Consider the following 22942-nt stretch of genomic DNA (forward strand, 5'->3'; position numbering starts at 1 on the left):
GCTGACCGTGACGGGCTCGTCGCCGTGTTCTCGTTCGTAGTACACGTCTAGGGCAGCCACGATGAGGTCTTCCCTCCTTGGTATTCGCGAAAGAAGCCGTTGGCGCCGTACACGGTCAACGTGTACCCCTTGGGCAAGATCACGCCAATCAGCGCGTCGCATCCTAGAGGCCCAGGGCACGGCACGTGGTTGACCAGCAGGACGACCGAGCGGATGCCGTTCACCCGCATGTGGACGGCCAGCTTCATCTCCACGTCGGACGCCTTCGACGGAATTCGGCTGACCCGCATGTCCTTGAAGAACTGGATAGCCCTTTCGTACTTCGCGTCCCGCCCGCTGATCTCGGCGTGCGCCGTTCCGTCCGGGCCGATCCAACGGCCGTGCGTCTTCTGACCGGAGCGCGGAACGACGGGCGGGGGAAGCTCGGCGCGTAGTTGGTCGATCAGATCGCGCGGCGGGGCGGCAGTCGCTGCCTGAGCTGTCCCGCCACCCGAGAGAACGGCGATGTAGTCCCGCACCCGTTCTCCGAGAGCCATCACGCTGCGAAGGGCGTCGTTCAGCTCGGCGGCGCCGTGCGTCAGGAGGCCGAGCGCGTCGTGTGCGCAGGGATCTCGGGTGCTGGCGATGGCGTCGCCGTACTGCGCGCTGGCCTCGTCGAGGAGCCCAGCGGCCTGGTGGAGGTCGTCGCGTGCCTGGCCGCAGGTGCTCACCACGCCGCGCAGGCGAGAAATGACGTCGCCGAGCGCACTCACGAAGAACAGCGTAGGCGCGGTCACCGTTTCGGATGAGGGCGAATGCCGGGATGCGGGAATCGAAGTTCTTGGGCTGAGCCAACGGAAAAGTGCCACGCGCGCGTAGGTCTTCCCGGAACGGGGGCGCGGTGCTCCCGGGGACGAGGGAGCGTGCATGCGGGCGTATTCCAGTCGGTGGGTGCCCTTAGCGGCACTGATCGCCTTAACGGCGTCGTTGGTGGCGGCGCCGAGTGCGGTCGCCCAGGACCGGGGCGAGGTGGCGCGGGCGCCGAAGGAGTGGACGGTCACGCTGCTCACGGGCGACAAGGTCGTGGTACGCGGTACCGATGTGGTCGGAGTCCGGCCCGGTCCGGGCCGCGACGACATGGCGTTCCACAGCGTGGTCCTGAACGGGAAGCGGCACGTCTACCCGGCGGACGCGGTGCCGTTGGTGCGGGAGAACCGGCTCGACGACACGCTGTTCAACGTCACGGAGCTGATCAACCAGGGCTTCGACGACGCCTCGTCGCCGGTCTTGCCGGTGCTGATGACGGGGCAGCCGCAGCGCGCGCGTGCGGTGCCGCAGGCGGGAACGGTGACACGGGACCTTCCGGGACTGGGTATCACCGCGGTGGCGCAGCCGAGGGCGCGGGCGGGCGAGTTCTGGGCCTCGCTGAACGGGCCGTCGTTGCGGGCGCCGCAGGCGAAGGTGTGGCTCAACCGCAGGCTCCAGCCGAGCCTCGACCAGAGCGCCGCGCTGATCGGAGCCCCCGAGGTGTGGCGCGCGGGCGGTACGGGACTCGGTGTCCCTGTCGCGGTACTCGATACCGGTTGGGACCAGAAGCATCCGGACCTGGCGGGACGGGTGAGCGGATCGAAGAGCTTCCTGGCAGACGAGCCGGTCAACGACACCAACGGGCACGGCACGCACGTGGCTTCGACGATCGCCGGTGCGGGACCGAAGTTCCGCGGCATCGCGCCGGAGGCGAAGCTGTTGATCGGCAAGGTGTGCGGTGCTTTCGGCTGCCCGGAGGACGCGATCCTCGCAGGCATGCAGTGGGCCGCGGACCAGGGCGCGCGCGTGGTCAACATGAGCCTCGGCGGAGCGCCCACCGATGGCACGGACCCGGTGTCGCAGGCGGTGAACACGTTGTCCGCCAAGACGGGGACGCTGTTCGTGATCGCCTCCGGCAACTCCGGCCTTGACGAGGCCGTCGAGTCGCCGGGTGCCGCCGACGCGGCGCTGACGGTCGCGGCGAGCAGCAAGGCCGACGCGCTCGCCCCGTTCTCCAGCAGGGGCCCGCGACTGGGCGACCACGCCGCGAAGCCGGACATCGCCGCGCCGGGTGTGGACATCGTGGCCGCGCGCGCTGCCGGGACGCTGCCGCAGTTCGCGGTGAGCGAGTCCCACGCGCGCCTGTCCGGCACCTCGATGGCCGCGCCGCACGTCGCGGGCGCGGTGGCGGTGCTGGCGCAGCGGCACCCGGATTGGAAGGGCGAGCAGCTCAAGGCCGCGATCATGGGCGCGGCGTCCCCGCTCAACGGGGCGTCGGTGTTCGGGCAGGGAGTCGGTCGGCTGGACCTCGCGCGTGCCTTCCACCAGCAGGTCCGCGTCGAGCCCGCGTCGCTGTCCATGGGCAGCGTGCCCGCTGGCACCACCGAGCCGGTGAGCAAGAGAGTGCGCTACACCAACGATTCTGACAAGCCGGTGACGCTGAAGCTGGACCTGCCCGCGCCGGGCGGACTGTTCACAGTGGACAAGAAGGACCTCGTCGTCCCTCCGAAGGGCTCGGCGGAGGCGACTGTCACCGCTGATTTCCGCAAGGCGACCGGGCTGTTCGGAGTTCGTTTGACCGCAACGGCTCCGGGTGTCTCGCTGCGCACGTCGGTGGTGGCCGAGACGGGTCCGAAGACGCACGTGCTCACCGTGAAAGCCTTCAGTCGCAAGGGAACTCCGGACCCGAGCGTTTCGGTCCTGTTGCAGGACATCAACTCCGGCAAGGCCCGCATGGTGCGCGCGATGAGCGAGAGTGTTCCTGAGGGGCGCTACCGCGTGCTCGGCCAAGTGATCGACGTGGAGCACCCGCCCGGCTACCCGTACGGCGTCTTCACCGACCGGGTGAAGTTCGCCCAGGAGATCACCGTCGCCGGGGACACCGAACTGGTGCTCGACGGCCGCGGCGCCAAGCCGGTCGACGTGCGCGTGGACGATCCCGAAGCCGTGCAGACCCCGCTCCAGCTGGGGCACGAGGTCGGCGTGCTGTCGCAGCTGCCGGGCAAGGGGCTCTCCGGCATGTCGATGATCTCCAAGCCCGGCAAGGAGTTCGTCGTCCCGAGCCCGCCGATGGCCGGACTTTCCTTGTACAGCAACACCTCGTGGAACCGAAGGGTGATCTCCGCCGCGTTCGGCGATGTGGAGCTGGAGCCCGCGGACGCCAACCCGCTCGGCTTCCGGGGTGACATGTCGGCGAAGGTCGTCGACATCGGCAAGGGCACTTCCGAGGAGCTGGCCGAGGTCGACGTGCGCGGCGCGCTCGTGCTCTTCGCGCCGGAGCGCCTGCCCACGGCCGAGGTCACCAAGCGCGTGGCCGCCATCTTCGCCGCCGGAGCCGCTGGAGTGCTGGGCGAGAACGCCCACCCGGTGCACGATCCGGCCTGGACCGGGCCCACGCTGGTGCTTCCGGAGAACAAGACCGCGATTCTCCGCGAGGCGATGCAAGCCGGGACGGTGACCCTGCGGGTACGCGGTATCGCCAACCCACCCGCCGCCTACGTCCTGCACGACCGCGTCGCCGGTGGACTGCCGAACGGTGTCACCTGGCACCACTCGGCTCGCGATCTCGCCAAGGTCAGCACCGAGCTGCACAAGACCGGTCCCGGCCAACTGCGCACCGCCGCCGAGGCCCTGGTCAACATCGGTGGCATGTGGTTCGGCTCGCGAATCCCGTTGCGGGCACCGGCGGAGCTGGACGTGCTCCACACGCCGGACCTGCCGTGGGTGACGGTGAGCGCGATCGGCGTCGACGCCGAGGGAATGCCCTACGGAGTCCAGGAAACCGCGCCGACGGTCTTCAAGAAGGGGCAGTCCGCCCGCCTGGACGTGTTCAAGGCGCCGTTCAACCCCGAGCTGACCCGGGACGGCGTCACGCGTGACGGGAACAAGTTCCGTGTGGAACTGCCGATGTTCACGCAGTCTGGAACTCAGTCCCCGAGCGGTGCGTACAGCCCGGCGCACGACAAGGGCTCGACCACGGTCACCGTGGCTGGCAAGAAGGTCGGCGGTAGCGACGTCCCCGGCATCGCCACCGTGGACGTCCCCGCGCAGCGCCTGCCGTTCGAACTGCGGGTCGACGCCACGCGCACGATGCCCGGCATCGACGTGGGAACGGGTTCCAGCGTCGTGTGGAAGTTCCACAGCGGACAGACGAGGGGGTCCGTTCCGCTCGCGCTGCCGGACGTGCGCTACGACCTCGACCCGAAGCGCGCGAAGCCGGGGGAGTTCGGGTTCCGCGTCAGCGGCGGCAAGGCGATCACGATGCAGATCTCCACGGACGACGGGACCACGTGGGCCTCGGTCCCAGTTCTGCCGTCCGGCGAGGTCAAGGTCGTCAATCCCGCGCAGGGCTTCGTGTCGCTGCGCACCACCGCGGTCGACGCGAGCGGGTCCTCGGTGACCGAGACGCTGATCCGCGCCTACCAGGTCCTCTGAGGTGGCGGGGCTGGGCGGAGCCCGCTCAGCCCTGTTCCACCACGGCCGGGTGACGGGGGTCGTCGGCGCGGACCACGATGTCGGCCAGCAGCGCGGGATCGACCTCGTTCTCGTAGCGCTCGAAGGCCCCCAACGTCCAGTGCTGGTCCGGCGGGGTCCGCCTGGCCAGCGCCGCCCGCGAGAGCCACAGGTGCACCACCAGATCCAGCGGCAGCCCTTGGCCGAGCAGCAGCGGCCCGTCCAGCACGACCACCCCGCCCACCGGGACGTCCACATAGGACGCTCGGCTGGCGCGGTCGGTCGTGGGGTCCCACAGGCTCGGCAGCACCCGCCCCGAGCCGCCGGGGGACAGCGGTTCCAGCAGCTCCCTGGTGATGCCCTTCACGTCCAGCCAGTCCTGGTAGAACGCGTCCGGATCGGTGCGGCCGTGCTCGAAGCGCAACGAGGCCGGACGCAGGAACCCGCCCGCCGACGCGCGCAGCACCGCCCGCCCGCCGAGCCGCAACGGCTCCACCAACGCCTCCGCCAGCCGAGCAGTCCCAGCGGCCTCCGCCCCGTCCACCGCCAGCCGGACCCAGTCCTCGCGCGGCAGCGCCACCACCCGCGCCGCGATCTCCTCGACCAGCCGCTCCGGCGTCACCGCCCTGACCCGCACATCTCCTCCTCGCGAGCCCCCGCGTGCGAGGGTGGCTTTCGCCCGCTCCCGCGACCCCCCGATTCCACGGTGACGCGAATCGGCTTCGCGTGCCAAACCCTGGGCAGGCGCGGGTGATCTCCCACTCACCGCCCACGTTCCGCACGCCGAACCCAGGCATCCGCCTACCCATCCGCCGGGGCTTGGACCTGAATGACTCATTCAGGGCGAAAGCGGAGAGAGGTGCGGTCAGGCCATGGGGCGGGCGGTCATGGACTGCTGGATCGCGTACTCGACCAGGGTGATCAGCGCCTGCTTGGTGGACTCCTTGGTGCGCGCGTCGCAGACCACCATCGGGACCGAGTCGTCGATGGTCAACGCCTCGCGGACGTCTTCGATGCGGTGGTGCAGCATGCCGTCGAAGCAGTTGAGCGCGACGATGTAGGGCAGCTGGCGGTCGTCGAAGAAGTCGATGGAGGCGAAGGCGTCGGCGAGCCTGCGGGTGTCCACCAGCACCACGGCGCCGATGGCTCCGCGGACGAGGTCGTCCCACATGAACCAGAAGCGGTGCTGGCCGGGCGTGCCGAACAGGTACAGGATCAGGTCCCGGTCCAGCGAGACGCGGCCGAAGTCCATCGCCACCGTGGTGGTGACCTTGTTCGGCGTCGCGGAGAGGTCGTCCACCCCCGCGCTGGCCTCGGTCATCACCGCCTCGGTGGTCAACGGCACGATCTCCGACACCGACCCCACGAAGGTCGTCTTGCCGACGCCGAAGCCACCGGCCACCACGATCTTGGCCGAGGTCGTCGCCCGGCTGGTGTCCGGTGTGTGCGGATCAAAGCCTGCGGAGCCCACTGAGCACCCTTTCCAGGAACGCGATCGAGGGCTGGTCGCCGGACACCAGACCGTTCTGGTGCACCTGGACCAACCCCATCGTCGCCATGTCGCCGATCAGTACCCGGACCACGCCCAGCGGAAGCCGCATCCGGGCCGCGACCTCCGCCACCGACCGGGTCTCGATGCACAACCGGCTGATGGATCGGTGCTCGGCAAGCCCGATGGCTTCCCGGTCGCCCGCGGCGTGGTCGCTGGTGCGGACCAGAGCCTCGATCGGAAGATCGTAGTCGGGTCGCGTCCGGCCGCGTGTCCGGGCGTAGGGGCGGGCGAGCATACCGGTCTCGGTCAGCGGGGCGCGCAGCCCGTGCCTGCCCTCCGGCTGCTCGGCGAAGCCGCCGAGCTCGGCCCGGTGGTCCTCCACCGCGCCGTACTCGGTGGAGTGCTGCCCACCATGGGTGTAGAGCTGCGACCAGTTGTCGCCGGTGTTCTCCGGGTCGTAGTAGGAGCCCGTGCTCATCTCGCCACCTCCCGCGTCACGTCAGCCCTCATCGGCTCAGACCAGCCCTCGTCCGCCGCCCTGGAGCTGGGCGCGCAGCTCAGGCGTCAGCTGTTGGCCGACCCGCTCGACGAGCATGGTCATCTCGTAGGCGACCAGACCGATGTCGCAGTTCGGCGCGGCGAGCAGGGCCAGGCAGGAGCCGTCGGAGACCGACATCAGGAACAGGTAGCCCCGCTCCATCTCCACCACGGTCTGGGCCACGTTGCCCGCCTCGAAGCAGCGCGCCGCCCCCTGGGTGAGGCTGACCAGCCCGGACGCGACCGCGGACAGCTGCTCGGCGCGATCGCGCGGCAGGCCCTCGGAGCCGGCGAGCAGCAGGCCGTCAGCCGAGACCACGACGGCGTGCGCCACCCCGGGCACCCGCTGCACGAACTCGGTGATCAACCAGCCGAAGCCGCCCGGCTGTTGCGGGATGGTCACTTGTCCTCCTCCTGCCGCGCGGCGCCGTTGGGCGACGCGGCGCCGTTGGGCGCGTGAGTTCCGTTGGAGCCGGCGCGCTCGCCAGCGAGTTCGTCGATCCTGGCATGCCGTCCGCGCCGCAGCCCCTGCTGGAAGCTGGACATCCGGCCGCGCACCGTCTCCGCGGAGCGCGCGGGCTGCGCGGGCTCCGCCGCGATCGCCGGCTGCTGGCCGGTGGTGCCCGTGCCCCTGGTCGGCGGAGCTGAACGGCGCGGCGCGGCCGGCTTGATGGAGCCGGGCATCAGCTTCGCCTTCGGCACCCGCTTCGGCAGCCCCGCGGAGGTCACCGCCTCCTCGGCCGGGGCGTTGAGCATCGTCTCCACCGCGCGCCAGCCCTCGTCCCCGGCGGAGCGCCAGGTGGACGGGCGCGGCGGGGCCGGGATGGTCTCCCTGCGCGTCACCGGCTCCACCGGAGCGGGCGCGGGCGGGGCAACCGGCTCGGCCCGGACGACCGGCTCGGCGACGGGCACGGGCTCGACCACCGGCTCGGGCTCGGGCGCGGCCGGGCGCTCAGCGGCGGGGCGCTCGACGGGCGCCTTGGCCACCGGGGCGGGCTCGGAAGCGGGAACCGGACGCGGCGGCGAGGGGTTGGGGAACTCCCCGTCCGGGTTCTCCACCGTCTGGAACCACTGCGAGAGGATCTCCTCGTAGATCGGCAGCCGTTCGGTCGGCGCGTCCACCTCGGGGCGATCGACCTGGGGGAACGGGTTCTCGTAGCCGCCGCTCTGCTGCACGGGATTCTCTTGCGGCGCAGGGGTTTCCTGGTACGCGCGCTCGTCCTGGTGCGGTGCGAACAGGTCCGAGGCGTCCGCGCTGTCCGTGCTGTCCACAGTGGACTCGGCGGGCACTGGCGGCGCCATCAGGTCGTCGGCCTCCAGGCCCCTGCCCTCGGTCTGCTCGACCAGGGACGGCGCCAAGCGCCGGGCGAGCGCCCTCGGCCCGCCCATCCGCGGCTGCTCCGCGGCGTCCGCCTGCGTCACGGCCTCCGCCACGGGCTGCTCGGCCGGAGCCGGAGCCGGGGCCTGCGCGGGAACGGGCGCCGGGGCGGGCTCGGGCTCGACCGGGTCGACGGCGGGGTTGGTGGAGGTGAACCACTCCTGCTGCTCCGGCAGGTGCTGCTGCGGCTGGCGCTGCGGCATCGGCGGCGGGAACTGCTGCTGCGAGGTCGGGTACAGCCCGGTGTCCAGCGCCGAGGGCAGCACGACCAGCGCGGCGGGCACGGTGATGATCGCCCTGGTGCCGCCGTCGATGTACTCGCCGTTGTGCAGCCGCACCTTGATCTCGTGCCGCGCGGCCAGCCGGGCGACCACGTACAGGCCCATCCGGCGGGACACCGCGACGTCGATCTCCGGCGGCTCCGCGAGGTTCTTGTTGGCCTCGGCCAGCTCCTCCTCGCTCATCCCGACACCGCGGTCGGTGATCTGGATGGCGAGGTCCTTGGAGCGCAGCTGCGCCACGCTGACGTCCACCGGGCTCTGCGGGTCGGAGAACACCGTGGCGTTGTCCAGCAGCTCCGCGGTGAGGTGGATGAGGTCGTTGACCACGCGGCCCTGCACCAGCACGTCCGGCGCGGAGGTCAGGTTGATCCGGGCGTAGTGCTCGACCTCGGAGACCGCGGCGCCGATCAGCTCGGCGACCGGGACCGGGGCCGACAGCCGCTTGCCGAGCCCGCTGCCGGAGAGGATCAGCAGGTTCTCGCTGTTGCGGCGCATGCGGGTGGCGAGGTGGTCGAGCACGAACAGGCTAGAGAGCGCGTCCGGGTCCTGCTCGTCCTGCTCCAGCTGGTCCAGCACGGACAGCTGCCGCTCGACCAGCGTCTGGCTGCGCCGGGAGAGGTTGACGAACATCGCGTTCACGTTGTCGCGCAACAGGGCCTGTTCGGTGGCCATGTGCACGGCCTGCTCGTGGACGGCGTCGAAGGCGCGGGCGACCTGGCCGATCTCCTCGCGGGTGAACACCTTCACCGGCTGGACCGCGGTCTTGGCGGCCTCGGCCGGGTTCGGGTCGTCCAGGATGCGCCGGACCGTCACCGGCAGGCGCTCGTTGGCCACGTCCAGCGCCTCGGTGCGCAGCACGCGCAGCGGCGTCAGCAGCGAGCGGACCACGACGGCCATCAGCAGCAGCGCGGCCAGCAGCGCGACCAGCACCAGCGCGGCGTCCCTGGTCGCGGAGGCGACCGCGGCGGCGGCGAGGTCGTCGGCCTCCGAGCGCAGCGACTCCAGCAGCGAGTTCTCCACCCGGCTGAGCAGGTCGCTGGTCACCCCGGCGACGCGGGTGTACTCGGTGCTGTCGATGTTCAGCGAGTCGCCGTTGGCGCCCTTGATCACCGAGATCTGCTTGATCCGCTGCCGGGTGTCCACGTCGCTGCCGCTGACGGTGCCCAGGAACAGCTGCCGCTCGCCGGGGGTGGCCACGGCCTGGAAGTCCGAGACCGCGGCGTCGTAGCCGGAGTTGGCCGAGCGCAGCTCGTCGAGCTGGCCCGCGCGGAACTCGTTGTGCGTGGCGGCCATCTGCATGAGCGCGTTCTGCTGCGCGACCCGCTCCTTGGCCTGGGTCAGCGCCTGGATCGCGGTGGCGGCCCTGGACAGCGCGTGCTCGGACACCGAGGCGCTGACCTCGCGGCCGAGCTGCACCAGCGCGTCGAGGATGGAGGAGTAGACCGCGTGCACCGCGATGTCGGCGTAGGAGGTCGTGTCGGCGACCAGACGCAGCGGGTTCAGCGCGCTGAGCCGCTGGATACCGCGCTTGTAGCGCTCCTCGCTGGCGGCGTCGTCGTACTCGAGCGGCTCCATCGCCCGGTTCAGCTCGTTCACCGCGACGTTCACGGTCTCGAACTGGTCCACCATGGGCTTGCGGTCGGTGCTGCGGCCCGCCGCGACCATGGCCACCACGAGCGTCCGTTCCTTCTGGATCTCGTGGATGACGGTGGTGACCTTGCGGGCGACGTCGACCTGGGCGACGGTGCGCTGGAAGTCGTCGGCGCGGGCGAGCTCGTCCTGCACGCGCAGGGTGCCGAGGACGAGCGCGGTGATCGTGGGCACGAGCAGCACCACGGCCATCCGGTTGCGCAGGCGCCAGTTCCGCAGGCGCCAGCGCGCGTCGTCCCGCCGGTCGGGATGGGCTGGGATCGGTGTCGACTCGGACACCGGCTGTGTTCGCCGCTGCGCGCGCGGGGAGGGGCCACCGCCGTCGCCGTCTTCGGCGGGTGCGGTGGACCGGTTCGGGGCACCCTTGCGGGACGCGATCCTGCCGGGCTGATCGGGCACTACGTGAACACTCCCCGGATCAGAGCTAAGCGGCTCCCCCCGTACGGGACCCAGCTCGTACGGACAACTTTCAGCGCAAGGTAGCGAAGAAGAACCGCCTTGTCAGCCTTGGGCGCTTCACTTAGGAAGGTCATGACATTCGTGAACTTGATTTGACGCTCAACCATGGCGTTGTCTACACCCTTATGGCTCGGACGAGTGATTGCGCGGTCACCCTTGGTGAAGGCGCCACTGCCGAACCGGGCAACGCAGCCCCGTGGTCGAGGAGCCAGTATGACCCGCCATAGCGGTCGCCGTGAACTGGGCCGATGCCCTTCACGTGCTCGGCTGTCCGCGCGCGGGGCACTGGGCCCGGCCACGCCCGTTCGCGACCCGGTTCCCGCCCGAAGCGGTGCCCGCCCCACCCGGAGCCCGGGCGGGGCGTGTCTCGGAATCATCTCGGAAGCCGACCTTCGGCGGTTTTCGCATCGAGTGCTCTTGAGCGGGACTACTCCGAACGGGGCTCCGCGGCGAAATTCATCCGCCGTGTCCTCCGCTCGGTCACCCGTGGTCGCTCTCCGTTCACAATCACGCCGATGTGATTACAGCGCGTTTCCTCCTACCCTAAGGAAATGCAAAGCCTGCGAAGTTCGGCGAACTAAAGCGTGTTGTTTCTTCGTGTACGGGCTTGACCGGTCGTGGCGCTCGAACGTTAGGTAGGCCCGCCGGCACTCCCTCGGCAGCACCCCGCCCCCATCAGCACCTCGAAGCACTGGAGCGCAAGCATGAACCGACGCGGCATCCCCGGCGGGCCGTCGTCCCGACCCTCCCGCATCCTGGGCGCGGTCCTCACCGCGGCGGCCCTGATGGCCAGCCTCGGCGGCTGCGGCCTGCTCGGCGGCTCCTCGACCGAGGACAAGCCCAGCGGCGGCGGCGAGAACATGAAGATCCGCCTCGGCCTGGTCAAGGTCGTCGACGTCGCGCCCGTCTACATCGCGCATCAGGCGGGCTTCTTCAAGGCCGAGGGCCTGGACCTGGAGCTCATCCCGCTGACCACCTCCGCCGTCGGCATCGACAAGATGGCCGCGGGCGACATGGACATGGTCCACGGCAACTACGTCTCGATGTTCACCGCGCACGCCAAGAAGGTCGTCGACCTCAAGTGGGTCTCCGACTGCTACGCGGCCAAGCCCAACGTGTGGATGACCATGACCTCGCCGACCTCCTCGGTGAAGTCCATGAGCGACCTGCCCGGCAAGAAGGTCGCGGTCACCACGACAAGCAACCTCGCCGACATGACGGTGTGGTCGGTGCTCAGCGCCAACAACATCGACGCCAAGCAGATCAAGTACGTGCAGATGCCCTTCGGCGAGATGGCCGCCGCGCTGAAGAACGGCAACGTCGACGCCGCGGTGATGGCCGAGCCGTTCATCACCCAGGCCGCCAAGAGCATGGGCGCCGTCCGGGTCTTCGACGCCGCCTCCGGGCCGACCGAGTCCATCCCGATGGCCGGCTACTCCACCAACGCCAAGTTCGCCAAGGAGAACCCGAAGGCCCTCGCCGCCTTCCAGCGCGGGCTCGCCAAGGGCGTGGAGATCGCCAACGCCGACCGGGGCCGGGTCGAGGCCGCCGTGCAGGGCTACGCGGGCATCGACGCGCAGACCGCCTCGATCATGAACATCGGCGCCTACCCGAGCTCGCTGGAAGCCGCCCGGCTCCAGCGCGTCCCGGACCTGATGAAGGACTTCGGCATCCTCAGCGAGCGCATCGACGTCAGCACGATGGTGCTGCCGCAGGCCCCGGTCCCGGCCAGGTAGGGGTCGAGGGGTTCGTGCGCGCCGCCTTCCGCGGACTGGTCGGGGTCGCCGTGCTGCTCCTGCTCTGGGAGCTGCTCAGCGCCTCCGACCTGGTCCCGCCCGGTTACATCCCGCCCCCGACACTGGTCGCGAGCACCCTCGTGAACCTGCTCGGCGACGGCGTGTTCGTCTACGACGTGATCGCCAGCCTGCTGGCGTGGGCCATCGCACTCGGCATCGCCGTCGTCATCGCGGTGCCGCTCGGGCTGGTGCTGGGCAGCGTCCCGGCGGTGCGGCGGGCCACCAGGACGGTGGTGGAGCTGCTGCGCCCCGTCCCGTCGGTGGCGATGATCCCGCTGGCCATCCTGCTCTTCGGCGGCGGACCCGAGGCCAAGATCGTGCTCGCGGTCTACGCCTCGGTGTGGCCGATCCTGTTCAACACCATCTACGCCCTCGACGAGCTGGACGAGCAGCTGGTGGACACCGCCCGCGCCTTCGGCGTGAGCAAACCGAGGATCATGGCGACGGTGGCGCTGCCCAGCGCCGCGCCGTTCGTGATGACCGGGATCAGGACCTCCGCGGCGATCGCGCTGATCGTCGTGGTGAGCACGGAACTGCTCGCGGGCGCCACGCTCGGGCTCGGCCAGTTCATCCTCAACGCCAGCAGCGGCGGTTCCCGGATGGACCTGGTCTTCGCCGGAACCGTGGTCGCCGGGCTGATCGGCTACCTGGTCAACGCCGGGCTGGAGTGGGTGCAGCGGCGGTTCTTCGCCTGGGGCGCGCGGACGGGGGAGACGGTGTGAAGCGGCTGCGGAGTTCGGCCTCCGGCTGGATCGTGCTCGTCGTGCTGGTGCTGCTGTGGGAGACCGCCACGCGGCTGGCCGGCAGCCTGTACTTCCCGCCGCCGACCCAGATCGCCGAGACCGCCAGGCAGATGTGGTTCAGCGGCCCCGCCTCCAGCCTGTTCCTGACCGACGTGGTCTTCGAGGACGTCCTCGCCAGCGTGGCGCGGATGCTCGGCGGCTGGGCCATCGCGGGCGTGCTCGGCGTGAGCATCGGCGTCCTGCTGGGGCGCTCGGCCACCGCGATGGACTACTGCGGCCCGATCATCTCCTTCCTGCGCGCGATCCCGCCGCCGACCCTGGTGCCGGTGTTCCTCGCGCTGTTCACCCTCGGCACCCCGATGCAGCTGGCCACCATCGTCTTCGGCACGATCTGGCCGATCCTGCTCAACTCCGTCGACGGGGCCAGGTCGGTGGACGCCACCAAGACCGAGACCGCCCGCGCCTTCCGCCTGTCCACAATGGACTGGATCTTCGGTGTGGTGCTGCCGGCGGCTTCGCCCAAGATCTTCGCGGGCCTGCGGATCAGCCTCTCGCTGTCGCTGGTGCTGATGGTCATCTCGGAGCTGGTCGGCTCCACCGAGGGCATCGGCTACCGGCTGCTGTACTCCCAGCGCCAGTACGACTTCCCGGCGATGTGGGCGAGCATCGTCCTGCTCGGCGTGCTGGGATTCCTCTTCAACACGGGCCTGTCGGCCGTCGAACGCAGGGTGCTGGCCTGGCAGCCGGCCCACCGCCAGGCCGCTGTCGCGGCCGGAACGGGAGCATGACGTGAGCACGATGCTGGAGGTCAGCGACCTCGGCCACCGCTACCACGCCAAGGGCGGCGAGCACACCGCCATCGACCACCTGTCCTTCACGGTGGCCGCGGGCGAACTGGTCTGCATCGTCGGCCCGTCCGGCTGCGGCAAGTCCACCCTGCTGCGCTCGCTGTCCGGGCTGATCACCCCCAGCACCGGCCGCGTCGCGCTGCACGGCGACGAGGTGCGCGGCGTCCCCGACGACCTCGCCGTGGTGTTCCAGGACTACAGCCGCTCGCTGTTCCCGTGGCTCACCGTGCAGCGCAACGTCGAGTTCCCGTTGAAGCGCAAGACCTCCCGCGCCGAGCGCCGCTCCCGCGCTGAGCAGGCCCTGGAGTGGGTCGGCCTCTCCGGCGCGGGCGCCAAGTACCCGTGGCAGCTCTCCGGCGGCATGCAGCAGCGCGTCGCGATCGCCCGCGCCCTGGCCTACCGGCCCGCCCTGCTGCTGATGGACGAGCCCTTCGCCTCCGTCGACGCGCAGACCCGCTTCGAGCTCGAGGACCTGCTGCTGCGCGTGCGCCGCGAGCACGACACCACGATCCTGCTCGTCACCCACGACATCGACGAGAGCGTCTACCTCGGCGACCGGGTGCTCGTGCTGTCCAAGTCCCCGGCCACCGTCGTCGCCGACCTCAAGGTCGACCTGCCCGCCGAGCGCGACCAGATCACCACCCGCGAGTCCGACGCCTTCGTCGCCCTGCGCGCCGAGACCGCCCGCCTGCTGCACGGCGGCGGCAGCGCCCGTCCTCGCGTCCAGTCCGACCCCGAAGGCGCCGCCGCCCGCTTCCTGGCCGCCGAACGCGCCGAGCGCGAATCCCAGGCCACCCACCGCGCCACCCAGGGCTGACCGCCTTCACCGGCAGCTGAATGACTCATTCAGGTACCTCAACTCCCTGAACGGGTCATTCGGGTACTGGGAAGCCCTGAACGACCCGTTCGGTGCGCTCAACGCGCCAAACGGGTCGTTCAGGGCTCGGCGGGCGGGTGGGCGACCGCACAAGGTCGAGCCCAGCGGCGGGCGGGTACCCTGCTGCGATCATCGCAGGCCCACGGGGAGGAGCGCGCGTGCCGGAACCCGTTGTGCCACGGCCGAGGAAGGTCCCGCTCAGCGATCCCGAGCGGCAGCAGGAGATCTTCGCCGCGACGCTGGCGGTGCTCGCCGAAGTGGGCTACGAGCGGTTCAACATGGACCTGATCGCGAAACGGGTCCGCGCCAGCAAAGCCACCCTGTACCAGTACTGGCCGGTCAAAGCGGCGCTGATCCTGGACGCGCTCAAGATCAACGAGGTGCCGCACGCCGACCCGGACACGGGCTCGGTGGCGCAGGACATCCGGCAGCTGCTGCGGTCCTGGGTGCGCGCGCAGACGCCGTACACGCGCGGCATCCTGCTCGGGCTGATGGAGGGCGGTCGCCGGGACGAGGAGATGGCCCGGATGTACGCCGAGCGCATCGCCCAGCAGCAGGAGCCGTTGCTGCACACGATCCTGGCGCGCGGGGTGCAGCGCGGGGAGGTGCCGGAGGGGGTCGATGTCGGCCTGCTCGCCGACCTCCCCGCGGCGATCTTCCTGCTCCGCCTGATGACGACCAACGACGAGGTCGACGACGCGCTGGTGGACCGCGTCGTCGACGGCCTGGTCATCCCCCTGCTGGGCAAGGGAGCGTGATCGCCGAGGGGTGCTCGGGATCGTGGAGCACCTCCTGGTCGGCGGCGAACAGCTCGCGCGCGACGGCGTGGTGCTCACCGCTGCCGGTGTTGCGGGCGAAGCGCGGGTGTGCGCCGCTGGAGACCTGCACGCGCAGCCGGTGCCCGCGCGGGAAGCGGTAGGCGATCGGCGTCAGCGCGACCTCGACGCGGGTCACCCCGTCCGGCCGCACGTTCACCAGGCCGTCGCAGACGTTCACCGAGCGCCCGCGCGGGGACACGTCGCACAGGCGCACGAACACGTCGGTGTCCGGCCTGCTCGACCTCAGCCAGACCCGCGCGCCGACCTCGCCGACGCTCTCCAGGTCCTCCGCGAGCGGTTCGGTCGTGAACGTCAGCACGTCGGAGCGCGCTTCGAGGGCCCGGTTGTCCTTGCGGCCCGCGCCGCGCCGCGTGAGCATGGGCCCGCCCACGGACGGCGTCGGATCGGCGGGGTCGTAGCGGTAGCGCGACGGCTCGGCGGCCCGCGGGGCGGCGGTGCTGAGCGCGCCACCGCCGTGCAGGTGCCAGTCCCGCGCGCCGTAGCCCTCCGGCGGCCAGGTGTCGTAGTGGCGCCATTCCTCGGCCCCCACAACGAAAAGCCGCACCCGAGCGCGACGCGGCGGCTCCTCGCCGCGGCAGTGCGCACCGGACCACTCGACGGTTTCCCTTGCCGCCACACCGAATCCGGCGAGCGAGCCGTGCTGCCACGGACCGATCACCAGGCGCGCGTCCCGGCCGGCCTCGCGCAGCGCGACGAAGTCGGCGATCTGGTCGGCCAGGAAGATGTCCTCCCAGCCCGCGACGAGGCTCGCCGGAACGGTGACCTCGCCGACGGAAGGGCTGTGGTCCCACTCCTTCCAGAAGCTGTCCTCGTTGTCGTGGTGCACGCAGTCCTGGTAGAACGGCCACCGCTCGCCGAGCACGCGCAGATCGGCCTCGCCCATCGGCAGGCTGTTCATCGCCTCGCGCACGGACTTCTCGCGGTACCCCTTGAAACGGCGTTCCTGCCGCGCGGTCGCCACCGACCAGCGCAGCGAGGTGTCGAGCCCGAACCCGCCGCGGGGCAGGAACGCCAGCGCGAGCCGCGACGAGGTCACGTGCGGCACCATCGACTTCACCTGCGGCGGCGCGCCGGCGGCGACGGACCACTGCGTGTAGCCGAGGTAACTGGGCCCGGCCAGCGCGAGCGTGCCGTCGAACCACGGCTGCTCAGTGATCCACTCGATGGTGGCCAGTCCGTCGGCGCGCTCGTGGCGCATCGCCCTGAAGTCCCCGACAGAGCCGAAGGTCCCGCGCACGCTCATGATCACGACCTGGAAGCCGCGCTCGGCGCACACCCTGGCGAAGAGTCCGCCAAAACCCTTGCGGCCGTACGGCGTTCGGATGAGCAGCGTCGGCAGTGCGGCCCCGGCGGGGCGCCAGTGATCGGCCAGCAGCACTCCGCCGTCCGGCATGGTGACCGGTACGTCCCTGGTGACCTCGACGTCCCGGGTGATCGGCGGAGGCAGTCGAAGCAATCTCTGCGCCAGGTGGCTCACCAGGTTCATGCCGTGAACGGTACGGTTCCGTTCGGTTTTCGACCACTGGGCGATTAGGCGTTTCGGGTTCCCCTTGGTTGGGAACCGGTCCCCGGAGGTACTCGGTCTCATGGCGTGCGAACCGGTGTACGAGCCGCCGATCTGCCCTGCCGGGTCGGATCGAGCGGAGCTGCGCGCGGAGATCGCACTCAAACTGGCCGAGGTGTTGCAGACCGTTCGCGAAGCGCGCGCCTACCTGCTGGCGGTGCGGAGGTTGATCGAGCACTCCGATGACGCGCTGGAAGACCTGGTCGGCCTGCTCGCCGCGGACGGCAGACGCGATCTCGCCGCGTGCGTTCAGGTGGAGGTCATCGAGGAGAACTTCGTCGCCGAGCGCTGGGTGACCCGGTTGATCGAGGAGTTCGACCGCAACTACTACGCGGCCTTCCAGCGCATGGAGGAGAACATCCCGGCCGAGGTCGGCCACGTCAGCGGGGACGAAGTGCTCGACGCGGTAGTGCGTTCGGTCATCGATCCCTAGCGTCGTCCATGCCGCGCGCGTCCAGTGCCTCCGCGATGTGATCGGCCATCCGCAACACCTTGACCAGCAACGGAAGCAGCAGTGCGAGCGAGGAGCGCTCTACGCCCCGTGCGCGCTGCGCCGTGCGGATCTCGTCGGCCTTCTCCTTGATCAGCGGGATGAACCGAAGCGTCAGCGACAGCACGAACGCGATGCGGTGCGGACGCAGTCCGAAGATCCGCAGCGGGCTCGCGGCGCGCTCCAGGGTGCTGATCATGTCGTCGGTGCGACTCGTCATCGTCACCACCGTGGCCAACAGGATCAGCGCGATCAGCCGCAGCAGCACCACGATCGCGGAAACCCAGCCCAGCAACAACACCTGCGCGACACCGAGCAGGACCAGCACGAGCGCCAACGGCCGCAACTGCCGCAGCAGCTCCAGCAGCGGAATGCGCGCGAGGCTCCACATGCCGACCACGACGAGCAGAACTCCGCCCAGCACGAACGGGTTCGGGACGAAGAACAGCCCGATTCCGCTCAGCAGCAGCACAACGAGCTTCACGCCAACCGGAAGCCGGTGCAGCGCAGAGGTTCCCGGGCGGTACAGGCTCAGCATGGCGCCATCAGGTCGAGATAAGCCGGGATCGCCCGCGCGGGTGGGGCGTCCTCCACGATCCGGCCCTCGTCGAAGACCAGCACGCGGTCGAAGTCCGACAACAGGTCCAGATCGTGCGAGACCACGACGACCTGGTGCGGTAGCTCCGCGATCACCTTGGTGGTGCGCCGCTTGTTCCTCAGGTCCAGCATCGTGGTCGGCTCGTCGAAGACCACGCACTCCGGTTCGAGCGCGAGCACCGACGCGATCGCCAGCCGCTGCTTCTCGCCGCCGCTGAGCAGGTGCGCTGGCCGCTCCGCCAGCTCCGAGAGCCCGTGCTCCGCCAACACCTCCGCCACCCGCGCCGCAGTGTCCGTTTTGGACAGACCGCGGTGTTTGAGGCCGAACGCCACGTCCTCGGCCACGGTCGGCATGACGATCTGCACGTCCGGGTCCTGGAAGACGAAGCCGACCTTGCGCCGCACCGCCCTGCCCTCGGAGCGCGTGTCGAGGCCGTCCACCAGCACCCGCCCCGACGTCGGCACCTGGAGTCCGTTGAGCAGCCTGGCGAAAGTGCTCTTGCCGGAGCCGTTCGCGCCGATCACCGCGATCCGCCGCTCGGTCAGCTCCACCGAGATCCCGTGCAGCACCCGCCGCTCGTCGTAGCCGTGCTCGACGTCCTCGAACAGGAACATCAGGGGGCCTTGACCAGCGGGTACGCACGGCGCATGGTCACGCCCGCGATCGAGGCGAGCACCACCTTGACCGCGTCGCCCGGCACGAAGGCCAGCGAGCCGGTGAGCGCGGTCCCCAGGTCCAGCCCGCCCGCGACCGCCAGGAACGGCACGCCGATCAGGTAGGACACCACGATCCCGCCCGCCGCGTTGCACAGCAGCGCCCACGCGAGGTTGTAGCGGTTCCACACCCGCTCGGTCAGCCAGCCGATCACGAACGCCGCGATCGGCCAGCTCAGCACGAAACCGCCGGAGGGGCGCAGCAGCGCCGCCAGCCCGCCCGAGCCGCTGGAGAGCACCGGCAGGCCCACCGCGACCAGCGCCACGAAGACCAGCAGCGCGAGCCCGCCCTTGCGCGCGCCGAGCAGCGACCCCGCGAGCATCACGCCCAAGGACTGCGCGGTGATCGGTACCGGCACGAAGGGCAGCGGTACCGCCGGGAACAGCGCGAGCACCACCACGATCGCGGCGAACAACGCCACGTGCACCAGGTCCTTGGTCCGCATGGGGACATCTTGCTTCGTGGGCGGCGCCCAACCAACTCGGCGAAAGCGGCGTCACAGCAGCATGTGAAAGCACAGCACGCGGTGTTCCTGGTGGTCGCGGCGGTCGCCACCGGTGTAGTAGCCCTCCCGGCGCATGCCGCGCCCGCGCCGCAGTCCACCTCGTCGGTGACACTGGTCACCGGCGACCGGGTCCAGCTCGAGCACGGCGGCGTGACCGTTCGCCCAGCTCCGGGGCGTGACCACATCCGCTTCCTGCACAGCACCGACAAGGGCGGCGACCGCGTCGTCGTGCCCGTCGACGTGGCCGAGTCGGTCCGCTCCGGGCGGCTCGACCGGCGGCTGTTCAACGTGAGCCGCCTGGTCGCGATGGGCTTCGACGACCGCGCCCGCCCCGACCTGCCGCTCATCGTCGAGCCCGCGGTCGCCCGCGCGCTGCCGAGGGCCGAGCGCGAGCTGCCCAGCATCGGCGGGCTCGCCGTGCGCGCCAAGAAGGCCGACGCCGCGCGGACGTGGTCGGGGCTGGCGGGCTCGCGGGTGTGGCTGGACGCGCCCGTGCGCGCCGCGCTCGACCGCAGCACCGTGCAGATCGGCGCCCCGGTCGCGTGGAAGGCCGGGCACACCGGCAAGGGCGCCACCGTCGCGGTACTCGATACCGGAATGGACGCCGAACACCCCGACCTCGCGCGGCGGATCGCCGGGGCCAAGGACTTCTCCGGCTCGGCTTCTGGAACTGACGACCGCGAGGGTCACGGTACCCACGTCGCGTCCACTGCGGCGCGCGTCGCCCCGGACGCCATGCTGCTCAACGCGAAGGTGCTCGACGACGGCGGTGGTGGCAGCGAGTCCGCGATCATCGCCGGGATGGAGTGGGCCGTCGCGCAGGGCGCCCGCGTGGTCAACATGAGCCTCGGTGGCCCGCCGACCAACGGCAAGGACCCCATGTCGCTCGCGGTCAACCAGCTGACCGAGCGCACCGGCGCGCTGTTCGTCGCCGCGACCGGCAACGCGGGCCAGGCCGAAGCCGTCATGAGCCCGGCCGTCGCCGACGCCGCGCTCGCCGTGGGGGCCGTCGACGCCAACGAGGCGCTCGCGTCGTTCTCCAACACGGGACCGCGTTCCGGCGATGACGGACTGAAGCCGGACATCACGGCACCCGGTGTCGGGATCGTCGCCGCGAGGGCTCGCAACAGCACTCCCGAGGAACCCGTCGGCGACCGCTACGCGCGCCTCTCCGGCACCTCCATGGCCGCACCGCACGTTGCTGGCGCCGCCGCGGTCGTCGCCGCGCAGCACCCCGACTGGCGCGCCGACCGGATCAAGGCCGCGCTCATGAGCACCGCGCGCCCCAACGCCAAGCTCGCCGTCCACCAGCAGGGCGCCGGGCGCCTGGACATCGGTCGCGCCAGCACCCAGACCGTGCACGCCACGCCCGCGAGCATCCACAACGGCATCGCCAAGTGGCCGCACGGCGACGACGAGCCCAGCAAGACCACCGTGACCTACCACAACTCCGGTTCCGCCCCGGTCGTGCTCGACCTGGCTCCGGATGTGCGTGCTCCCGCGGGGATGTTCGCCGTCCACCCCGGACGGATCACCGTGCCCGCGCGCGGTTCGGCCGGCGTTGTTCTGACGGTCGACACCCGAGTGTCCGCGCAGGACGGCCGCTACGGCGGTGCCCTCGTCGCGACCGGTGCTGATGTCGCCGTGCGCACGCCGGTCGGAGTGACGCGCGAGGTCGAGAGCTACGACCTCAAGCTCGACGTCCTCGATCGGCAGGGCAAGCGCGCCACGAACTCCTCCATCTACCTCAACGACCTCGACCGCGGTACCGCGTACCAGCCGGAACAGGGTGTCGTCCGGCTGCCCAAGGGCCGGTACTTCCTCCAGGCCACGACGTGGGGTGAGGAGACCTCGCTCTTCGCCGAGCCCACCGTGGTGCTCGACAAGAACACCGAACTCGTGTTCGACGCGCGCGAGGCCAAGCCCGTCGGGTCCACAGTGGACAAGCGCTCCGCGAAGGAGTTCCGGGCCGACGTCCAGTTCCAGCGCACGTCCGCATCGGACCCTGTCGTCGGCGGCGTCCTCGAAAAGGACCTCAGCAAGACCTTCGTCCGCCCGTCCACCACCTCCGCCCCGCCGGGGCAGTTCACCTTCACCGTCGAGCAGCGCTTCGCCGAGCCCGATGGCAAGGGCGGCTTCGAACGCAGCCCCTACCTGTACAACGTCCGCATGGTCCGCGACGGTGTCGTGCCCAAGGAGCTGACGCAGCACGTCCCGGACCGCTCGCTGGTCGCCGTCCGCGGTTCGCACGCCGCTACCGGCTCCGGCCAGATCGGTGTTCGCGAGGACGCGATCAAGGCCCCGCTTCCCTTCACCCTCACCGAGTTCTACACGCCAGGCGTCCCGTGGACGAACTTCTTCGAGGCTGGCACGACGAAGATCGCCGCTGTTCCCCGCGTCTTCACCAAGCCGACCGAGGAACGGTGGAACACCGCCGTCTTCGGTCCTGCCTTCCCGAAGGGCGAGCCCGGTGAGTACGCCGGGCGCGTCGGTGACGTCATGGAGATGAGAATTCCCTTGGCCAGTGGGCAGAACGAGCACCAAGCAGGCTTCATCGACGACGAGACCGGCACCACCAAGCTGTACCGCGACGGTGTGCTCGTCGCCTCCAGCCCGCTCCCCGGCTGGGCCGAGTTCTCCGTGGCCCCCGAGGCTTCTCAGTACCGTTTAGAGGTCACGTCCACTCGGGTGAACGCGCAGTGGACCTTCCGCTCCGCGCACGGCGTCTCCGACTTGCCGCTACTGGGCGTGCGGTTCGCACCCGGCGTCGATGCGCACAACCGCGCGCGGCCTGGCAAGTTCTCGATTCCTGTTTCTGTGCACAGGAATGGCGTCGGTCGCGTGGACGCTTCGCTGGCTGTCGAGGTGTCTTTCGACGAGGGGCGCCAGTGGGAGGCCGTGAAGGTGGTCGACGGCGCGGTGTCCGTGGTGAACCGGGTCGGGCCGGTGTCATTGCGGGTCAAGGCTGTTGACCAAGACGGGAACTCGTTGGAGCAGACCGTGATCGGGGCCTACACGGTGGCGTAGTCCTGGGGGTTGTCTCCAGTGCGGGGTCGGCTTGGCTTGGCGAGCCGACCCCGCACTAGTTGCGCCCGAGCCAGGCAGCGGACTTCTCGGCCGTGTCGAGCACGCGCAGCGCGGCGTCGCGGTCGGCCATCGGGTAGTGGACGCTCAGCTCCAGGTTGGTGATCGAGGCGGTGCCGGTGAAGTGGTAGGTCGCCTCGATCTCCACGCCGTCGCGGAGGTAGCGGTAGACGAGCTCCAGGTTGGCGTCGCCGAAAGAGCTCTTCGGCAGCGTTCGCTCGGAGACCGCGCGGTAGCCGGGCGTGCCGTCGACCCGGGAGATGTGGCGGTTGGCCATGGCCCGAGCGCTGAGGATCGGGGCGCGGCCGAAGACACCGGTGATGTCGACGCGGAGCCGGACGCGCTTGGCGGGGTCGGTGAAGTCGGACCAGTAAGCGCCGCCGACGCGCTCGGCCCACCCGGCGGGCACGGCCATCACGAGCGTGGACGGAGTGGCCTCGGCGAACCAGTTGCGCTGGGCGTAGCCGGGCGCGATCGCGGGGGAGGACGTAGCGGGAGCGGCAGAGGACGACACGCCGGCGGTCGCGGGCAGCATCGGGACTGCGGGGCCGCCGACGTCCGCGGGGCCGCCGCAGGCGGACAACAGCAGCACGAACGCGCCGAACACCGCTCCACGTGACACGCCCCCA

At 70.6% G+C, this 22942-nt stretch carries 19 protein-coding genes; 8 read left to right on the forward strand and 11 right to left on the reverse strand.

Going from position 1 to position 22942, the window contains the following annotated elements:
- Window positions 1–47: 47 nt before the first annotated feature.
- Entirely contained in the window at window positions 48–752 is a 705-nt protein-coding gene (locus tag CCN37_RS33775; RefSeq protein ID WP_168200990.1) for a DddA-like double-stranded DNA deaminase toxin, read from the reverse strand.
- 217 nt (window positions 753–969) lie between these two features.
- Between CCN37_RS33775 and CCN37_RS33780 the strand changes: the two genes are divergently transcribed.
- The gene (locus CCN37_RS33780; RefSeq protein ID WP_168200991.1) at window positions 970–4440 is read left to right on the forward strand and encodes a S8 family serine peptidase; all 3471 of its coding nucleotides are present in this window, start codon (window positions 970–972) and stop codon (window positions 4438–4440) included.
- 25 nt (window positions 4441–4465) lie between these two features.
- Here the strand turns inward: CCN37_RS33780 and CCN37_RS33785 are convergent, their stop codons facing one another.
- The 5 genes from CCN37_RS33785 to CCN37_RS33805 form a co-directional block, all read right to left on the reverse strand.
- A complete protein-coding gene (locus CCN37_RS33785; RefSeq protein ID WP_086828843.1) occupies window positions 4466–5095 on the reverse strand; it encodes a uridine kinase in 630 nt (209 codons plus the stop codon).
- A 228-nt stretch (window positions 5096–5323) separates the two neighbouring features.
- Window positions 5324–5929 (reverse strand): ATP/GTP-binding protein, encoded by a 606-nt coding sequence (locus CCN37_RS33790; protein ID WP_086828844.1) that lies wholly within the window; start codon window positions 5927–5929, stop codon window positions 5324–5326.
- Complete coding sequence (locus CCN37_RS33795; protein WP_086828845.1) at window positions 5910–6428, reverse strand: DUF742 domain-containing protein; 519 nt, start codon at window positions 6426–6428, stop codon at window positions 5910–5912. The genes CCN37_RS33790 and CCN37_RS33795 overlap by 20 nt, the downstream gene beginning before the upstream one ends.
- A gap of 36 nt (window positions 6429–6464) precedes the next feature.
- On the reverse strand, window positions 6465–6890 hold the full coding sequence (locus CCN37_RS33800; RefSeq protein ID WP_086828846.1) for a roadblock/LC7 domain-containing protein: 426 nt from the start codon (window positions 6888–6890) through the stop codon (window positions 6465–6467).
- Complete coding sequence (locus CCN37_RS33805) at window positions 6887–10195, reverse strand: nitrate- and nitrite sensing domain-containing protein (protein WP_086828847.1); 3309 nt, start codon at window positions 10193–10195, stop codon at window positions 6887–6889. Before CCN37_RS33805 ends, CCN37_RS33800 begins: the two co-directional genes overlap by 4 nt.
- A gap of 764 nt (window positions 10196–10959) precedes the next feature.
- Here CCN37_RS33805 and CCN37_RS33810 point away from each other — a divergent pair.
- From CCN37_RS33810 to CCN37_RS33830, 5 genes are all read left to right on the forward strand, one after another.
- On the forward strand, window positions 10960–11991 hold the full coding sequence (locus CCN37_RS33810; RefSeq protein WP_086828848.1) for an ABC transporter substrate-binding protein: 1032 nt from the start codon (window positions 10960–10962) through the stop codon (window positions 11989–11991).
- Window positions 11992–12005: 14 nt separating this feature from the next.
- Complete coding sequence (locus CCN37_RS33815) at window positions 12006–12773, forward strand: ABC transporter permease (RefSeq protein WP_086828849.1); 768 nt, start codon at window positions 12006–12008, stop codon at window positions 12771–12773.
- The gene (locus tag CCN37_RS33820) at window positions 12770–13582 is read left to right on the forward strand and encodes an ABC transporter permease (RefSeq protein WP_086828850.1); all 813 of its coding nucleotides are present in this window, start codon (window positions 12770–12772) and stop codon (window positions 13580–13582) included. The genes CCN37_RS33815 and CCN37_RS33820 overlap by 4 nt, the downstream gene beginning before the upstream one ends.
- A 1-nt stretch (window position 13583) precedes the next feature.
- Window positions 13584–14459: an ABC transporter ATP-binding protein gene (locus CCN37_RS33825; RefSeq protein ID WP_086828852.1), complete on the forward strand. Its 876-nt coding sequence runs from the start codon at window positions 13584–13586 to the stop codon at window positions 14457–14459.
- A 218-nt stretch (window positions 14460–14677) separates the two neighbouring features.
- Entirely contained in the window at window positions 14678–15277 is a 600-nt protein-coding gene (locus tag CCN37_RS33830) for a TetR/AcrR family transcriptional regulator (protein ID WP_168200992.1), read from the forward strand.
- On the opposite strand, the gene CCN37_RS33835 is transcribed toward CCN37_RS33830, so the two are convergent.
- The gene (locus CCN37_RS33835; protein WP_086828856.1) at window positions 15249–16844 is read right to left on the reverse strand and encodes a CocE/NonD family hydrolase; all 1596 of its coding nucleotides are present in this window, start codon (window positions 16842–16844) and stop codon (window positions 15249–15251) included. The two genes, CCN37_RS33830 and CCN37_RS33835, sit on opposite strands and share 29 nt — an antisense overlap.
- 100 nt (window positions 16845–16944) lie before the next feature.
- Between CCN37_RS33835 and CCN37_RS33840 the strand changes: the two genes are divergently transcribed.
- Complete coding sequence (locus CCN37_RS33840; protein ID WP_086828859.1) at window positions 16945–17355, forward strand: hypothetical protein; 411 nt, start codon at window positions 16945–16947, stop codon at window positions 17353–17355.
- Here CCN37_RS33840 and CCN37_RS33845 read toward each other — a convergent pair.
- The 3 genes from CCN37_RS33845 to CCN37_RS33855 are packed head-to-tail and all read right to left on the reverse strand — an operon-like array spanning window position 17342 to window position 19169.
- On the reverse strand, window positions 17342–17950 hold the full coding sequence (locus CCN37_RS33845) for an energy-coupling factor transporter transmembrane protein EcfT (RefSeq protein ID WP_086828861.1): 609 nt from the start codon (window positions 17948–17950) through the stop codon (window positions 17342–17344). The genes CCN37_RS33840 and CCN37_RS33845 overlap by 14 nt on opposite strands.
- Complete coding sequence (locus CCN37_RS33850) at window positions 17944–18624, reverse strand: energy-coupling factor ABC transporter ATP-binding protein (RefSeq protein ID WP_086828863.1); 681 nt, start codon at window positions 18622–18624, stop codon at window positions 17944–17946. The genes CCN37_RS33845 and CCN37_RS33850 overlap by 7 nt, the downstream gene beginning before the upstream one ends.
- Window positions 18624–19169, reverse strand: a complete 546-nt coding sequence (locus tag CCN37_RS33855; protein WP_086828865.1) for a biotin transporter BioY — start codon at window positions 19167–19169, stop codon at window positions 18624–18626. The genes CCN37_RS33850 and CCN37_RS33855 overlap by 1 nt, the downstream gene beginning before the upstream one ends.
- A gap of 63 nt (window positions 19170–19232) precedes the next feature.
- On the opposite strand from CCN37_RS33855, the gene CCN37_RS33865 reads away from it, so the two are divergent.
- Window positions 19233–22256 carry a S8 family serine peptidase gene (locus tag CCN37_RS33865; protein ID WP_143261934.1) on the forward strand — a complete coding sequence of 1008 codons (3024 nt, stop codon included), beginning with the start codon at window positions 19233–19235 and terminating at the stop codon, window positions 22254–22256.
- Between the two features lie 55 nt (window positions 22257–22311).
- Here CCN37_RS33865 and CCN37_RS33870 read toward each other — a convergent pair whose 3' ends face one another.
- Complete coding sequence (locus tag CCN37_RS33870) at window positions 22312–22935, reverse strand: hypothetical protein (RefSeq protein ID WP_143261935.1); 624 nt, start codon at window positions 22933–22935, stop codon at window positions 22312–22314.
- Between the last annotated feature and the right edge of the window lie 7 nt (window positions 22936–22942).

Origin of the sequence: Allokutzneria sp. NRRL B-24872, assembly GCF_002155965.1 — a bacterium.
Taxonomy (GTDB): Bacteria; Actinomycetota; Actinomycetes; order Mycobacteriales; family Pseudonocardiaceae; genus Allokutzneria.

Bases quoted from the DNA above. Each gene is read 5' to 3' on its own strand.
- CCN37_RS33850 (WP_086828863.1), bottom strand. From the start codon at position 18,624: ATGTTCCTGTTCGAGGACGTCGAGCACGGCTACGACGAGCGGCGGGTG.
- CCN37_RS33845 (WP_086828861.1), bottom strand. From the start codon at position 17,950: ATGCTGAGCCTGTACCGCCCGGGAACCTCTGCGCTGCACCGGCTTCCG.
- CCN37_RS33840 (WP_086828859.1), top strand. From the start codon at position 16,945: ATGGCGTGCGAACCGGTGTACGAGCCGCCGATCTGCCCTGCCGGGTCG.
- CCN37_RS33855 (WP_086828865.1), bottom strand. From the start codon at position 19,169: ATGCGGACCAAGGACCTGGTGCACGTGGCGTTGTTCGCCGCGATCGTG.
- CCN37_RS33795 (WP_086828845.1), bottom strand. From the start codon at position 6,428: ATGAGCACGGGCTCCTACTACGACCCGGAGAACACCGGCGACAACTGG.
- CCN37_RS33835 (WP_086828856.1), bottom strand. From the start codon at position 16,844: ATGAACCTGGTGAGCCACCTGGCGCAGAGATTGCTTCGACTGCCTCCG.
- CCN37_RS33810 (WP_086828848.1), top strand. From the start codon at position 10,960: ATGAACCGACGCGGCATCCCCGGCGGGCCGTCGTCCCGACCCTCCCGC.